Origin of the sequence: Minwuia sp., from assembly GCF_048007105.1 — a bacterium.
GTDB lineage: Bacteria > Pseudomonadota > Alphaproteobacteria > Minwuiales > Minwuiaceae > Minwuia.
On the sequence record NZ_CP180352.1, the window covers coordinates 4,378,683 to 4,392,788 of the forward strand.

The following is a 14,106-nucleotide window of genomic DNA, read 5'->3' on the forward strand; positions in this document are numbered from 1 at the left end:
GGGCGGGCTCCCCGGCCGGCAGCCCGCCGGGATATGGCGGGCCGGCCCCATCCTGCAACAGGGCCGGCCCGCCCGTCAGCCTAGTTGTGACTGCCGTGACCGCCGTGGCCGCCGCCGGCCTTGCGCGCCTCGATGGCAAGCTCGACGTCGATCTCACCGGCCTTCTCGAAGACCAGCGTCACGGTCCTCCGCTCGCCCTCCTTCAGCGGGGCGTCGAGTCCCATCAGCATCAGGTGATGACCGCCGGGCTCCAGCAGGACGATGGCGCCGGCCGGCACCTCCACACGCTCGACCGGACGCATCATCATCCGTCCATTCTCGTTGATGTGTGTGTGCAGCTCGTTCCGGGCCGCGAAACCCGACCGGACGCCGATCAGGGCGTCGTCCTCGCTGCCCTCGTTCTTCAGGCTGAGAAAGCCCGCGCCGTTCGGCACCTGGCCGATGGAGGCGAAGGCGTAGGGATGGCCGATGACGATGTTGCCGGCCTTGTATTCATGAGCATGGCCGTGATTGAGCGACAGCGCGAAAAGCAGCATCGCGGCGGCAGCCACATGACTGGCGACAAAGGAAATGGTCTTCATGGTGTTCTCCCCGGACCGGGCGTGCCGGTCCATCCGTTGGTTGTCTCGATTGTCAGGCTGTCGAGAAAACCGCCGGCGGTGCGCGGGGGACGAGTCCGGTTCGGGCGATGAGCCGGGCGCGATGCTCGGCTTCGACAATGGCGGGCGGCAGGGCCGCCGCAAGACCGACCGGCGAGGTGAAGCCGGTCTGGCCCGGCGCGGCATCAACACCGCAGACAAGGGCGCAGGCCGGGCATTCCTGCATCGCCTCGCCGTCCACGGGGGCGCCGGCCCGGCCGAAATCCATCTCGACGGTGCGGACGCCGTCCGGCGTACAGATCGGCACCAGCAGCGAGCCGGCGGAGATCTTCACGGTCCCCGGCGGGAACTGAAGCGCGCACGAGACCCAGAACGCCGCGTGCAGGACCATGGCGATCACTGCAAACGAGGCGACGACGGGCTGAATGTCGCGCATCATCTTCATGGTGACGGAATTTGTCAGCCGCCCCAAGCGTCCGCAATGCGTTAGATCGGCACTTATCGCCGCGGTTTCAGCCGGAGATCCGAGACCCCATGAGCTACGAACTTCCCATCGGCGCCCGACTTCGCAAGTCGCCCTTCTTCCCGCAGACGGTGGCCGAGGGGGTGAAGGGCTTCACCTCCTACAACCACATGCTGATGCCGGTGCATTACGGCGATCCTGAGGGCGAGTACTGGCGGCTGATCGACGGGGTGTCGATGTGGGACGTCTCGGTGGAGCGGCAGGTCCAGATCACCGGGCCGGACGCCGCGCGCCTGACGCAGATTCTGGTGCCGCGCGACGTCGAGAAGATCCGCATAGGTCAGGGCCGCTATGCGCCGCTGAGCGACAATCAGGGGCGGCTGCTCAACGACCCGGTGCTGCTGAAACTGGACCGGGACCGCTACTGGCTGTCTCTCGCCGACAGCGACATCTGGCTCTGGGCGCGCGGCGTCGCCTACGGCTTCGGCCTCGATGTCGTGATCGACGAACCCGACGTCTCGCCGCTCGCAATCCAGGGGCCGAAGAGCTTCGACGTCGCCGCCGCCATCTTCGGCGACTGGGTCAGGACCGTCCCCTTCTTCGCCTTCCACGAGACCGCCATCGACGACATCCCCGTGGTCGTCGCCCGTTCGGGCTGGAGCCACCAGGGCGGGTTCGAGATCTATCTGAAGGACGGCAGCCGCGGAGGCGACCTGTGGAACATCGTCAAGGAGGCCGGCCAACCCTTCGGGATCGGTCCCGGTGCGCCGAACACGGTCGAGCGCACCGAGAGCGGGCTGCTGTCCTTCGGCACTGACACCTATCCGGACGCCAACGTCTTCGAGGTCGGGCTGGAGCAGTTCGTCAATCTGGAGATGGACGCCGATTTCGTCGGCAAGACCGCGCTGACCCGCATCCGCGCCGAAGGGCCAAGGCGGCGGCGCACTGGCCTGTTCATCGACGGCCCGCGTCTGCCGACTGCAGAGGATCACTGGCCCGTCTTCGTGGGCAACCGGCGTGTCGGCATCTGCACCATCGCCGTCTGGTCGCCGAGGCTGAAACGGAACATCGCGATCGCGCTGATCGACAACACCACCGCGCCGGACGCCGCCTTCCGGGTCACCACACCGGCGGGCGTGAGAGAGGCCGCCGAGACCAGCCTGCCCTTCTGCAAGCCCGGCCGGAGCTAGACTGCAATAAGACAGGCGGCGACGCGCCGGTCCTCGGCCATCAACACATTGTAGGTCCGGCACGCGGCGCCGGTGTCCATGATATCGACGGCGATGTCGTGTTCCTTCAGCAGGGCGCGGAACCCGGGCTTCAGGAATGCGATGGACTCGCCGCAGCCGAACAGCAGCACCTCGATGCGGCCGGCCCGTTCGACGATCGGGGCGAAAACATCGTCGGACAGGTCGTCTACAGATGCGACAGGCCAGTTGACCGTCTCGTCCGGCAACACCAGCAGCGAGCCTTCGATGCGTGCGCCGGAGACGCGGAATCCGCCGTCTCCGTAGGCCTCGAGAACCTGACGCCCGGCCGGAATGTCGGGCATCAGATCCATCAGAGGGTTTCCCGGATCTCTTCCTTCTCCGCCTCTTCCTCGTCGTCGCGGCTGCTGCGCTGCAATCCGAGGATCAGCAGCAGCGGCGCGGCGATGAAGATCGACGAATAGGTGCCGATGACGACGCCCCAGATCATGGCGGCCGAGAAACCGCGGATCACCTCGCCGCCGAAGAAGAACAGCGCGGCAAGCGCCAGCAGCGTCGTGACAGAGGTCATCACCGTGCGCGACAGCGTGTCGTTGATCGACAGCGACAGCAGGTCGCCCAGCGGCATCTGCTTGTACTTGCGCAGGTTCTCGCGGATGCGGTCGTAGACGACGACGGTATCGTTGATCGAGTAGCCGACGATGGTCAGGATCGCGGCCACCGATGCCAGGTTGAACTCGATCCGCGTGATCGCGAAGAAGCCGATCGTCAGTACGACGTCATGGACCAGCGCCAGCACCGCGCCCACCGAGAACTGCCATTCGAAGCGCAGCCAGATATAGAGCAGCATCGCGACCACGGCGGTGGCGACCGCGAGCAGCGCGCTCTCGACCAGTTCGCCGGAGACCTTCGGCCCGACGAACTCCACGCGGCGATAGGAAATCCCCGGATTGTCGGCTTCCAGCGCCTTCTTGACGGCATCGACCGCCGCCTGCTGCGCGGGGGCCTCGCCCTCCTGACGTTCGACGCGGATCAGGACGTCGTTGACGGCGCCGAACTCCTGCAGGGCCACCTCGCCCAGCCCGAGTCCGCCGAGGGCATCGCGCATCTGGCTGAGATCGGCCGGTCCTTCGGTGCCCACCTCGATCAGGATACCGCCCTCGAAGTCGATACCCTTGTTGAGACCGATGCCCCCGAACAGGCCCAGCGAGGAGATGGCGAGGAACCCGGACAGCACGAAGGCCATCAGGCGGAACTTCATGAACGGAATGTTGGTCTTCTGCGGGACCAGCGTGAGACGGATCATCCTCGTGCTCCCTCAGATAGCCAGCGTCGCCGGGCGCCTGCGCCGCAGCCAGGTGGCGACGATCAACCGGCTCAGGAGGGTCGCCGTGAACATCGAAGAGATGATGCCGAGCGCCAGCGTGACCGCGAAGCCCTTCACCGGGCCGGAGCCCATCGCGAACAGGATGGCGGCGGCGAAGCCCGTTGTGACATTGGCGTCGACGATGGTGGTGAAGGCGCGCTTGTAGCCGCTCTCGACCGCATTCAACGGCGAACGGCCATTGGCCAGTTCCTCGCGGATGCGTTCGAAGATCAGCACGTTGGCGTCGACCGCCATGCCGATGGTCAGCACGATGCCGGCGATGCCCGGAAGGGTCAGGGTCGCCTGCAGGCTGGAAAGCGCGCCCATGATCAGGAACAGGTTGGTCACCAGCGCCGTGTTGGCGGCGAGACCGAACACCGGCCCGTAGGCCAGGAACATGAACACGATGACGCCCGCGAAGCCGATGATGCAGGCCAGCGTGCCGGCGTCGATCGAATCCTGGCCGAGATCCGGGCCGACGGTCCGCTCTTCCAGAATGGTCAGCGGCGCAGGCAGCGCGCCGGCGCGGAGCAGAATCGCCAGGTCGTTGGCCGACTGGACCGAGAAATTGCCGGTGATGATGCCGTTGCCCTGCAGGATCGGGCTGTTGATCCGCGGCGCGGTAATGATCTCGCCGTCGAGCACGATGGCGAACAGCCGGTCGACATTCTCCATCGTCACCTTGCCGAACTGCTTGGCGCCAACGCTGTCGAAGCGGAAGGCCACCACCGGCTGGCCCTGGTCGAAGGTCGGCTGCGCATCGACCAGATGCTCGCCCGAGACCTCGACCTTCTTCCTGACGATGTAGGGAATGGGTTGCCCGCCCTCGACCTCAGGCTCCTCGAAGACCTTCATCGTGCCCGGCGGAATGCGGTCGGCATACGGGTCCGCCTGCATGTCGACCAGATGGAAGGTCATCTTCGCGGTCTTGCCGATGATCGCCTTGAGGCGGTCGGGCTCCACGCCCGGCACCTGCACCAGAACGCGGTCGGCGCCCTGCTGCTGGATGGTCGGTTCGGAGACGCCGAGTTCATCGACGCGGTTGCGAAGGATTTCGACCGACTGCTGCACCACGGCGGTCAGGCGCGACGTGACCCCCTCTTCCGTCAGCGTCACGCGGATGAAGTTGCCATCCGTCGAGACCTCGACTTCCGGACCGCCGGTGCCGAAGCCCTGGGTCGCGCTGCTGCTGCGGGCGATGTCTCGGACAATGCCGAGCACCTGATCCATCCGGCCCGGATCGCGCACCTCGAATGAAATCGTGCGCTCCTCGACACGGAAGCCCGAGCGCTGGATGCGCGGGCGCACCTCGCGCAGGTCGTTGCGGATGGACTCGACCAGATCATTGAGCCGGTCGTCGATCACCGCGTCGGTGTCGATCTCCATCAGCATGTGGGAACCGCCCTGCAGGTCGAGCCCCAGATTGATCGACTGGCTCGGCAGCCACGACGGGATCGATTCCCGCGTGTCCTGGGTAAGGAAGTTGGGGATGGTATAGGCCACCCCCAGCAGACAGATCACGGCAATGACCGCGATCTTCCATTTCTCGAAATGCAGCATTCGGCGTCCCTTGCGGGCGGTGGTCGGTCGTTACTTCTTCAGGCCCAGCTTGCCCATGATGCCACCGCTCTCGCCTTCCGGCTTGGCCGGACCGGAGTCATTGGCGGCCGCCGGCGCGGACTTGGTGCGGACATCGGCCAGCGTGCCCTTGACGACATTGATGCGCACGCCCTCGGCGATCTCGATCTGGATGTGCTGGTCGTCCTTCACCTTGGTGACCTTGCCGACGATGCCGCCACCGGTCACGACCTCGTCACCGCGGCGCACATTGTCCACCATGTTGCGGTGTTCCTTCGCCTTCTTCTGCTGCGGACGGATCAGCAGGAAGTAGAAGACGACGAAGATCAGGATCAGCGGCAGGAAGGTCATGAGACCGCCGCCGCCACCGGCATCCTGCGCAAAGGCCGGGGAAATCCACATGTCAAAGGGCTCCATCATTGGGGAAGCGAAGCGAAGGCCCGGGCCCAAGGGCCTGCCTTCCCGAAAAGTGCCGGGAATATATACGGCAATGCGGCGAATTCAACCGAAGCCGGGCAGCGGCTGTTCAGGGCTCGCGGTAAGGTGTTGGCGAAGCTTCCGCAAAGCAGGGCACATCGCCCGGTATCGGGGCCCAGGACAGTGCCGAAGCCGTCCAGTAGTGCATCTCCGGGCGGATGGCTTCCGGATCGTCCAGCGTCGCGAGCGGAACACCGATCCGGGGCGCATCCCGGGGCTCCAGAAACAGATGCGTGCCGCAGACCGGGCAGAAATGACGGCGCAGCCGTGGCGACGACGCCCAGACGGACGTGGCGCCTGTCCATGTGATTGCACGTTCCGCGAACTGGGCCTGCGCCAGATACGGCGCGGCCGTCACCTGCTGGCAGATACGGCAGTGGCAGGCGCGGCTGCCCAGCGTTTCGGCCGTAATCCTGTAACGGACTGCCCCGCAGGCACAGCCGCCCTCATAAGGTGGCGGGCGATTGCCGATCACTTCCAGATCGCCTTGCCGGAACCCGGCAGGCCGAGGCGCGGCCACTTCTCGTTCACGGTCTCGATCACCGCGTCGGTCATGCGGATCTTGGTGCCCCATTCCCGCTTGGTCTCGGGCGGCCACTTGTTGGTGGCGTCGAGCCCGATCTTGGAGCCGAGCCCGTCCTCTGGGCTGGCGAAGTCGAGATAGTCGATGGGGGTGCTCTCGACCACGGTTATGTCGCGAGCCGGGTCCATGCGGGTCGAGATCGCCCACATCACGTCCTTCCAGTTCCGGGCGTCGATGTCATCGTCCACGACGATCACCCACTTCGTGTACATGAACTGCCGGAGATAGGACCAGACGCCCAGCATGACCCGCTTGGCGTGACCCGGATAGGCCTTCTTCATCGAGACCACGGCAATGCGGTAGGAGCAGCCCTCCGGCGGCAGCCAGAAATCCACGATCTCCGGGAACTGCTGGATCAGCAGCGGCACGAAGACCTCGTTCAGCGCCTCCCCCAGCACGCTCGGCTCGTCCGGCGGCCGACCGGTGAAGGTCGACAGATAGACCGGGTCCTTGCGCCGGGTGATCGCGGTAACGGTGAAGACCGGGAACTTCTCGACGGCGTTGTAGTAGCCGGTGTGGTCGCCATAGGGGCCTTCGTCGGCGTAGTCGGTCAGGCTGACATGACCCTCCAGCACGATCTCGGCCTCGGCGGGCACCTTCAGCGGCACGGTCTGGCAGTCGACCAGATCGACCTTCTTGCCGCGCAGCAGCCCGGCGAACTGGTATTCCGACAGCGTGTCAGGCACCGGCGTCACGGCGGCCAGGATCGTGCCCGGGTCGGCGCCGATGACGGCAGCCGCGGGTAACGGTTCCGGGTTCTCGGCCTTCCAGCGCTGATGATGCTGCGCCCCGCCGCGGTGCTTCAGCCACCGCATGATCGTGCGGTCGCGGCCGATCACCTGCATCCGGTAGATGCCCAGATTGAAGTCGTCGGCGCCCTTCCCCGTCGGCCCCTTCGTGACCACCAGAGGCCAGGTGATCAGCGGCGCGGGCTCGCCCGGCCAGCAGGTCTGAACCGGCAGATGCGACAGGTCGATGGCGTCTCCTGTCTGGATGACGTCCTGGACCGGACCGTAGCCCTTCGTCCGCGGCTTCATGGCCAGCACCGTCTTCAGCAGTGGGAACTTGTCGATGGCATCGCCAAGGCTCTCCGGCGGAGTCGGCTGGCGCAGGAAGGCCAGCATCTCGCCCACGCCGCGCAGTTCATCCGGCGTGCGGCCCATGCCCATCGCCACACGCTCGACCGTGCCAAAAAGGTTCACCAGGACCGGCATGGCCGCCTTCGAACCGTCGGGGTTCACGGCGTTCTCGAACAGCACCGCCGGCCCGCCCTCGGCCAGAAGGCGGGTCTGGATCTCGGTCATCTCGAGTTCGGTCGAGACCGGTTCGGTGACGCGGACGAGATCGCCGGCCTTCTCGAGGCGCTGCATGAAATCGCGAAGGGACTGGTCGGGCATGATGGTCCTGTCATTTCCGCCGCCGGCAGGCGACAATCGGGGCCAATCTAAGCCGTTTGGACCGGCGAGGGGGAGACCCGATGTCCGACGAACCGAAAACGCCGGACGGGCCGCAGCAGGCCTCCGGGGCCGACATCCAGCAGATCGGTGCGGTGCTGGCGCCGCTGCTGGAGGCGCTGCAGGTGCTGGAGGAGATTTCCCGCCGGCTCCACCCGCCCGCGCTGCAGGCGCTGGTCGAGGCCGCAGCGCCGACCGGCGAGGCGCTCAAATCGGCCGTCGCCGCGGCGCCGGACTGGCCCGATCATCTGGCGCCGCTGGGTCGGCAGATGGATGCCGCCGCCGAAAACGCCACAGCGGCCTTCGCAGGTCTGCGAGAGGCCGCCGGGTCCGAGAACGCCACCCTGCTTGCCTACAAGGCGCTGCGGCATCTGCCGCGGGCGCTGGAGGCGATGTATCCGCTGGCCGGCCTGCTGGCGCCGGTGAGCCGCCATTTCCTCGAGCCAGACCAACGCGCCGATAATGCGCTCCAGGAACGTCTGTCGGGCGTCGCGCCGGAGGGCACCGGCGTTCTGGCCTTCGGACCCGATGTCGATAGCCGGGAGACCTTCTGGGCCTATGTTCCGGAGACCTACGACCCGGCGACGGCGCATCCGCTGGTGGTTGCCCTGCACGGCGGCAGCGGCAAGGGGCGCACCTTCCTCTACAGCTGGCTGCGCACCGCCCGCAGCCGCGGCGCCATCCTGATCGCGCCGACCTCGCTCGGCGGCACCTGGGCGTTGCAGGGCGACGACATCGACAGTCCTCACCTCGCCCGCATCGTCGATTTCGCCCGGGAGCGCTGGACCATCGACGAGCGCCGCATGCTGATGACCGGCATGAGCGACGGCGGCACCTTTACCTATGTCTCCGGCCTGCTCGCCGGCTCGCCCTTCACCCATCTGGCGCCGTTCTCCGCCGCGTTCCATCCGATGCTCGGCATGTTCGCCGAGGCCGCGCGGGTCAGGGAACTGCCGGTCCATGTGGTCCATGGCGGGCTCGACTGGATGTTCCCGGCCGACATGGCGCGGATGGCGCACGAATGGCTGCAGCAGGCCGGCGCCCGCGTCACCTACCGGGAAATCCCGGATCTGAGCCACACCTACGCCGCCGACCTGAACGGCGAGATCCTCGATTGGGTGGACGCCACTGCCGGTTCCCGATCAAGTGACAAGGACCCGGAAATCCACGTGGACGACCGCCCCGGGAAGGACTAGATAGCCGGGTCATGGACCCGAAGAATATCCGCAATTTCTCGATCATCGCCCATATCGACCACGGCAAGTCGACGCTGGCCGACCGGCTGATCGAAATGACCGGCGGCCTCGACAGCCGCGAGATGCAGGCGCAGGTGCTCGATTCCATGGATCTGGAGCGCGAGCGCGGCATCACAATCAAGGCGCAGACCGTCAGGCTGATGCACAAGGCCGAGGACGGCGAGGTCTATCAGCTCAACCTGATCGACACGCCCGGCCATGTCGACTTCTCCTACGAGGTCAGCCGCAGCCTGTCCGCCTGCGAGGGCGCGCTGCTGGTGGTCGATGCCAGCCAGGGCGTCGAGGCGCAGACGCTGGCCAATGTCTATCTGGCGCTGGAGAACGATCTCGAGATCCTGCCGGTGCTGAACAAGATCGACCTGCCCGCCGCCGAGCCCGAGCGGGTGAAGGAGCAGATCGAGGACGTCATCGGCATCGACGCCTCCGAGGCGCTGGGCATCTCGGCCAAGACCGGCGAGGGCGTGCCGGCGGTCATCGAGGCGCTGATCGCCAAGATCCCGCCGCCGGTCGGCGATCCCGCCGCGCCTCTGAAGGCGCTGCTGGTGGACAGCTGGTACGACGCCTATCTGGGCGTGATCGTGCTGGTCCGCGTCCATGACGGCGTGCTGAAGAAGGGTCAGAAAATCAAGATGATGTCGTCCGGCTCGGTGCATCAGGTCGAGCGCGTCGGCATCTTCAGCCCCAAGATGGCGACCGTCGACGAACTCGGTCCGGGCGAGATCGGCTTCCTGACCGCGTCCATCAAGACCGTGGCCGAGACCAATGTCGGCGACACCATCACGCTGGACGGCAAGCCGACGGCGAAGCCCCTGCCCGGCTTCAAGCCGTCGATCCCGGTGGTCTTCTGCGGCCTGTTTCCGGTCGACACCTCCGACTATCAGGACCTCCGCGACAGCCTCGCCAAGCTGCGGCTGAACGATTCCAGCTTCCACTTCGAACCGGAGAGCTCGGCGGCGCTGGGCTTCGGCTTCCGCTGCGGCTTCCTTGGCCTGCTGCACATGGAGATCGTGCAGGAGCGTCTGGAGCGCGAGTTCGATCTGGACCTGATCACCACGGCGCCGTCGGTGATTTTCAAGCTCTACATGACCGACGGCACGCTGGTCGAACTTCACAATCCGGCCGACATGCCCGATCCGGTGAAGATCGACCGCATCGAGGAGCCGTGGATCAAGGCGACCATCCTCTGTCCCGACGATTATCTGGGCCAGGTCCTGAAGCTGTGCGAGGAAAAGCGCGGCATCCAGACCAATCTGACCTATGCCGGCGCGCGGGCGATGATCGAGTATGAGCTGCCGCTCTCCGAGATCGTCTTCGATTTCTACGACCGTCTGAAGTCGGTCAGCCGCGGCTATGCCAGCTTCGACTACGAGATGATCGGCTATCGCGAGGGCGCGATGGTGAAGATGTCGATCCTGGTGAACTCCGAGCCCGTCGACGCGCTGGCGCTGGTCGTCCACAAGGACCGCGCCTACGAACGCGGCCGGATGCTCTGCGAGCGGCTGAAGGACCTGATTCCGCGGCAGATGTTCAAGATCCCGATCCAGGCCGCCATCGGCGGCTCGGTGATCGCACGCGAGACCATCGCCGCCCTGCGCAAGGACGTGACCGCCAAATGCTATGGCGGCGACGTCACCCGAAAGAAGAAGCTGCTGGAGAAGCAGAAGGCGGGCAAGAAGCGCATGCGCACCTACGGCAAGGTTGACATCCCCCAGGAAGCCTTCATGGCCGCCCTCCGGATGGGTGACGAATAAGGGCCGCTACGCCGCCTCCAGGCTGAACCCCTCGTAGCCCTTCTCGACGACCTCGGCGCAGCGTTCGATATAGGCCGGGAAACCGCCGATATATGGCATGAAGACCCGCGGCTTGCCGGGCACGTTGGCGCCGACATACCAGGACGAGCAGGTCGAGCGGAGCGAGAGGCCGGCGACGTCGTTCACGTGCTTCACCCAGGCGTTCTCGGCGTCCAGATCGGCCTCGGCCAGCTTGAGCCCGTTGCGGTCCATGTAGGCAATCAGGCCGGCGATCCATTCGACGTGCTGCTCGATGGAGGGCAGCATGTTGGTCAGCACCGACGGGCTGCCCGGCCCGGTGACGGTGAACATGTTCGGGAAACCGTGCATCGACAGGCCGAGATAGTTGCGCGGCCCGCCGTCCCACTTGTCCTTCAGCTTTTCGCCGCCACGCCCCTGGATGTCGATGTTCAGGATGGCGCCGGTCATGGCGTCGAAGCCGGTGGCGAAGACGATGGCGTCGAAGGCGTGATCCTTGCCGCCGACGCGGACGCCGGTCTCGGTCAGGCATTCGACCGGCGAACCCGAGATATCGACCAGATCAACATTCGGGCGGTTGTAGGTCGCGTAGTAGCCGGTATCGACGCAGAGCCGCTTGCAGCCGATCACATTGTCGGGGCTGAGCAGTTCCGCGGTTTCCGCGTCCTCGACGATCTCGTGGATCTTCTCGCGCACGAACTCGGCCGCGTAGTCGTTGGCGCTCTTGTCCAGCAGCAGGTCGTTGAAACCGCCGAGGAAGGTGATCCCGCCATAGTCCCAGCGCTTCTGGAATATCCGCCGGCGCTCCTCGTCACTTGCGTCATGGGCCGAGACATCCCGGAAATCCAGCATGATGCCGGCCGGCATCTTCCGCGCGTCCTCCCTGACCTGCCGGTAGTTGGCCTTCACCCGCTTCACCATCTCCTGGTCGATCGGCGCGTTGTGCGCCGGGATGGCGTAGTTGGGCGTGCGCTGGAACACGGTCAGGTGCTTCGCCTGTTCGGCGATGATCGGGATCGACTGGATCGCCGAGGAGCCGGTGCCGATGACGCCGACGGTCATGCCGGTGAAGTCGACGCCGTCCTTCGGCCATTCGCCGGTGTGGTAGATCGGGCCCTTATAGTCGGCCATGCCCTTCACCGAGGGCTTGTTCGGCTGCGAGAGGCAGCCGGTCGCCATCACCACGAAGCGCGCCGTCAGGTCCTCGCCGTCGCCGACACTGACCCGCCAGAGCCCGGCAGCCTCGTCGAAATGCGCGGCGTTGACCGGGCACTCGAAACGGATGTCGGGGCGCAGGTCGTAACGGTCGGCGATGTGGTTGGCGTATTTCAGGATCTCGGGCTGCGGCGCGTAGCGCTCGGTCCACTCCCACTCCTGCTCCAGTTCCGGGTCGAACTGCATGGAATACTGCATGCTCTCGACGTCGCAGCGCGCGCCGGGATAGCGGTTCCAGTACCAGGTGCCGCCGACGCCGTCGCCGCGCTCGAAGACCCGCGTCTTCAGGCCCAGTTCACGGCCCTTGATCAGCATGTACATGCCGGCAAAACCGGCGCCCACGACCAGCAGGTCCAGATCGGGTTCGTTCGTCATCGCGTCTCAATGCTCCCCAACATTGCCCGGGCATTCAATCACGCGATTCAGGCGACGTGAACCCGCGCGGGCCGCATGGGAGACAACCTAGCTTGCGACAGGTACTGGCATCTGGTCCCATGTCTGTCCACGATACTCCCGCCCGGTTTTCTTCTTGTTGGGGCCGCCCCACTGCTTGAAGAAGAACGCAACATCGTCAGCAACGCAGTGTTCGAAGATCTCATCCGCCCATTCGATGTCTATGGGGCGAGATCCAGGCCCCGACTCACCGCCGACGATTGCCCAGTCGATGTCCCTGAGATTTATTGCACCAACAGAGCCAATCAAAGGCTCGAAGGAAATGAAACGGATATGGGCGGGACATCTCGACAGTTCTTCAACTCTCTGTGCGACCCTGGCGTCCTCAACCGAAGTCCCCAACCAAACATTTGGCAGTGGATCGCCGGGCCGATCCTCCAAGAATTCTCTCATCCGCTCCGGTCGTTTGGTCAGAATCTGGAACGTGTGAATGGTGGCCTTCTCCATCGTGCCCCAAACACGCTCCACAAATTCGAATGGTACGGATTCCTGGAACAGATCGGACATGGAGTTGACAAAGACTAACCTTGGGCTGCGCCACCTCAAGGGAGCATCGAGTACGCTCTCGATCAGGTTGACCTGTCCGGTCCAGACAGTCCGTTTTCCACTCTTGCGCGTCGTGCCTGCATAAGCCTCATGCCCCATCGCCTGAAGTCGACCTGCCATTCGCATTGCGTAGCAGTTGGTACAACCGGCAGAGAGAACCGAACAACCAGCGACCGGGTTCCATGTGGCGTCAGTCCATTCAATCTCAGATAGCCCAGCCATCAATCCCCCTGTGAAGCCTTGAGCACGCCCTTTGCTAGTTTGGTCGCCAAACCACGAGCCCGATCGCTTGGGTTCGCAAGGGCGAAAATCAGGTAGTACCATGGGAACCCGCGCGTACCGAGCGGTATCATCTGGTCCAGAACACCGCCCGCGAAAACGCGGTTCATGCGCCCCGCCATGAACTTGGCCACGCTCTCGGAAGTCACATTGCGGGACCGCCTTTCAACCGAGTCGCTGAACAAGTCGGGCTCTTCGGAAGTATCGACAAACGCGGTTTCCCATTCGGCCGTGCCGAGAAGCCGCGTTATTGAAGCCCGAGCCTCCGGTGTCACACCGCCGTCAGCACTAATCTGTCGGAATACACCCAAACCAGCTGGAAATAGATACCACAGGTCGATTGCCTTTGTCGCAGCAATAACTTCAATTGTTTCCCATGCAACTTGGTTTCCAAATGGATCCAGAAAAACTATCGCCCTTGTATTCGCCCAACTGGTCATTGCACACAGTTCTTGGATTTCTGCGTTCGCATCACCTTGCTTGAATTCCATAGAAGCAAATCGGCGATGTGCTGCAAACCTGCCCCTTAGAGCCTCAATTGCCGCTCTCCTTGCTTCGATAAAGACATATCGGTCAAAGGGAGGCTCAATTTCAGCCGCGCGCACTGCTGACCCAGCCAGCACGGTTTGAGTCTCTGGGTTCCCCAACAGCTGACCCGATGTGTCCCGTTGAGGCACCTCACCGGAGCCAGCGAAGCCGTCAATATACATTGTATGGAAGTGCTGTCTCGAAAGCGCGATCTGATAGCTCTGCAGATAGCTCTCAATGACCGCCAATTTCTTGCCGGTAGACCCTGTGCTTCCAAACGTGCGTTGCGCCATGACAATGCTCCGAAACTACAATTGCACTATCACATCACC

14 protein-coding genes are annotated in these 14,106 nt (G+C 64.6%); 3 read left to right on the forward strand and 11 right to left on the reverse strand.

The genetic code is table 11. From position 1 onward, the window contains the following. Window positions 1–80: 80 nt before the first annotated feature. Both ACMVY4_RS21280 and ACMVY4_RS21285 read right to left on the reverse strand, forming a co-directional pair. On the reverse strand, window positions 81–581 hold the full coding sequence (locus tag ACMVY4_RS21280; RefSeq protein WP_416897945.1) for a copper chaperone PCu(A)C: 501 nt from the start codon (window positions 579–581) through the stop codon (window positions 81–83). Window positions 582–633: 52 nt separating this feature from the next. Next, window positions 634–1,071: a hypothetical protein gene (locus ACMVY4_RS21285; RefSeq protein ID WP_416897946.1), complete on the reverse strand. Its 438-nt coding sequence runs from the start codon at window positions 1,069–1,071 to the stop codon at window positions 634–636. 62 nt (window positions 1,072–1,133) lie between these two features. Here ACMVY4_RS21285 and ACMVY4_RS21290 point away from each other — a divergent pair, with 62 nt between their 5' ends. Beyond that, a complete protein-coding gene (locus tag ACMVY4_RS21290) occupies window positions 1,134–2,252 on the forward strand; it encodes a glycine cleavage T C-terminal barrel domain-containing protein (RefSeq protein ID WP_416897947.1) in 1,119 nt (372 codons plus the stop codon). On the opposite strand, the gene ACMVY4_RS21295 is transcribed toward ACMVY4_RS21290, so the two are convergent. The 6 genes from ACMVY4_RS21295 to ACMVY4_RS21320 form a co-directional block, all read right to left on the reverse strand. After that, window positions 2,249–2,623 (reverse strand): Mth938-like domain-containing protein, encoded by a 375-nt coding sequence (locus ACMVY4_RS21295; RefSeq protein ID WP_416897948.1) that lies wholly within the window; start codon window positions 2,621–2,623, stop codon window positions 2,249–2,251. The genes ACMVY4_RS21290 and ACMVY4_RS21295 overlap by 4 nt on opposite strands. Further along, window positions 2,623–3,576: a protein translocase subunit SecF gene (gene secF / locus ACMVY4_RS21300; RefSeq protein ID WP_416897949.1), complete on the reverse strand. Its 954-nt coding sequence runs from the start codon at window positions 3,574–3,576 to the stop codon at window positions 2,623–2,625. The genes ACMVY4_RS21295 and secF overlap by 1 nt, the downstream gene beginning before the upstream one ends. 12 nt (window positions 3,577–3,588) lie before the next feature. Then, entirely contained in the window at window positions 3,589–5,196 is a 1,608-nt protein-coding gene (gene secD, locus ACMVY4_RS21305) for a protein translocase subunit SecD (protein WP_416897950.1), read from the reverse strand. Window positions 5,197–5,226: 30 nt separating this feature from the next. After that, window positions 5,227–5,616, reverse strand: coding sequence for a preprotein translocase subunit YajC (gene yajC / locus ACMVY4_RS21310; protein ID WP_416897951.1), 390 nt, complete (start codon window positions 5,614–5,616; stop codon window positions 5,227–5,229). Between the two features lie 124 nt (window positions 5,617–5,740). Beyond that, entirely contained in the window at window positions 5,741–6,166 is a 426-nt protein-coding gene (locus ACMVY4_RS21315; protein ID WP_416897952.1) for a GFA family protein, read from the reverse strand. After that, window positions 6,163–7,671 (reverse strand): UbiD family decarboxylase, encoded by a 1,509-nt coding sequence (locus tag ACMVY4_RS21320; RefSeq protein ID WP_416897953.1) that lies wholly within the window; start codon window positions 7,669–7,671, stop codon window positions 6,163–6,165. The genes ACMVY4_RS21315 and ACMVY4_RS21320 overlap by 4 nt, the downstream gene beginning before the upstream one ends. 80 nt (window positions 7,672–7,751) lie before the next feature. On the opposite strand from ACMVY4_RS21320, the gene ACMVY4_RS21325 reads away from it, so the two are divergent. Together ACMVY4_RS21325 and lepA are read left to right on the forward strand one after the other, a co-directional pair. Beyond that, entirely contained in the window at window positions 7,752–8,924 is a 1,173-nt protein-coding gene (locus ACMVY4_RS21325; RefSeq protein WP_416897954.1) for a phospholipase, read from the forward strand. Between the two features lie 11 nt (window positions 8,925–8,935). Continuing rightward, on the forward strand, window positions 8,936–10,735 hold the full coding sequence (gene lepA / locus ACMVY4_RS21330) for a translation elongation factor 4 (protein WP_416897955.1): 1,800 nt from the start codon (window positions 8,936–8,938) through the stop codon (window positions 10,733–10,735). 6 nt (window positions 10,736–10,741) lie between these two features. Here the strand turns inward: lepA and ACMVY4_RS21335 are convergent, their stop codons facing one another. The 3 genes from ACMVY4_RS21335 to tcmP all read right to left on the reverse strand — a co-directional run bounded on the left by ACMVY4_RS21335 (window position 10,742) and on the right by tcmP (window position 14,067). Beyond that, window positions 10,742–12,343: a flavin-containing monooxygenase gene (locus tag ACMVY4_RS21335; RefSeq protein WP_416897956.1), complete on the reverse strand. Its 1,602-nt coding sequence runs from the start codon at window positions 12,341–12,343 to the stop codon at window positions 10,742–10,744. Between the two features lie 87 nt (window positions 12,344–12,430). Continuing rightward, window positions 12,431–13,189 (reverse strand): DUF5131 family protein, encoded by a 759-nt coding sequence (locus ACMVY4_RS21340; RefSeq protein ID WP_416897957.1) that lies wholly within the window; start codon window positions 13,187–13,189, stop codon window positions 12,431–12,433. Then, complete coding sequence (tcmP, locus tag ACMVY4_RS21345; RefSeq protein ID WP_416897958.1) at window positions 13,189–14,067, reverse strand: three-Cys-motif partner protein TcmP; 879 nt, start codon at window positions 14,065–14,067, stop codon at window positions 13,189–13,191. The genes ACMVY4_RS21340 and tcmP overlap by 1 nt, the downstream gene beginning before the upstream one ends. Between the last annotated feature and the right edge of the window lie 39 nt (window positions 14,068–14,106).

Bases quoted from the DNA above. Each gene is read 5' to 3' on its own strand.
- ACMVY4_RS21290 (WP_416897947.1), top strand. From the start codon at position 1,134: ATGAGCTACGAACTTCCCATCGGCGCCCGACTTCGCAAGTCGCCCTTC.
- ACMVY4_RS21320 (WP_416897953.1), bottom strand. From the start codon at position 7,671: ATGCCCGACCAGTCCCTTCGCGATTTCATGCAGCGCCTCGAGAAGGCC.
- yajC (WP_416897951.1), bottom strand. From the start codon at position 5,616: ATGTGGATTTCCCCGGCCTTTGCGCAGGATGCCGGTGGCGGCGGCGGT.
- ACMVY4_RS21325 (WP_416897954.1), top strand. From the start codon at position 7,752: ATGTCCGACGAACCGAAAACGCCGGACGGGCCGCAGCAGGCCTCCGGG.
- ACMVY4_RS21340 (WP_416897957.1), bottom strand. From the start codon at position 13,189: ATGGCTGGGCTATCTGAGATTGAATGGACTGACGCCACATGGAACCCG.
- tcmP (WP_416897958.1), bottom strand. From the start codon at position 14,067: ATGGCGCAACGCACGTTTGGAAGCACAGGGTCTACCGGCAAGAAATTG.
- secD (WP_416897950.1), bottom strand. From the start codon at position 5,196: ATGCTGCATTTCGAGAAATGGAAGATCGCGGTCATTGCCGTGATCTGT.
- secF (WP_416897949.1), bottom strand. From the start codon at position 3,576: ATGATCCGTCTCACGCTGGTCCCGCAGAAGACCAACATTCCGTTCATG.
- ACMVY4_RS21335 (WP_416897956.1), bottom strand. From the start codon at position 12,343: ATGACGAACGAACCCGATCTGGACCTGCTGGTCGTGGGCGCCGGTTTT.
- lepA (WP_416897955.1), top strand. From the start codon at position 8,936: ATGGACCCGAAGAATATCCGCAATTTCTCGATCATCGCCCATATCGAC.
- ACMVY4_RS21295 (WP_416897948.1), bottom strand. From the start codon at position 2,623: ATGGATCTGATGCCCGACATTCCGGCCGGGCGTCAGGTTCTCGAGGCC.
- ACMVY4_RS21280 (WP_416897945.1), bottom strand. From the start codon at position 581: ATGAAGACCATTTCCTTTGTCGCCAGTCATGTGGCTGCCGCCGCGATG.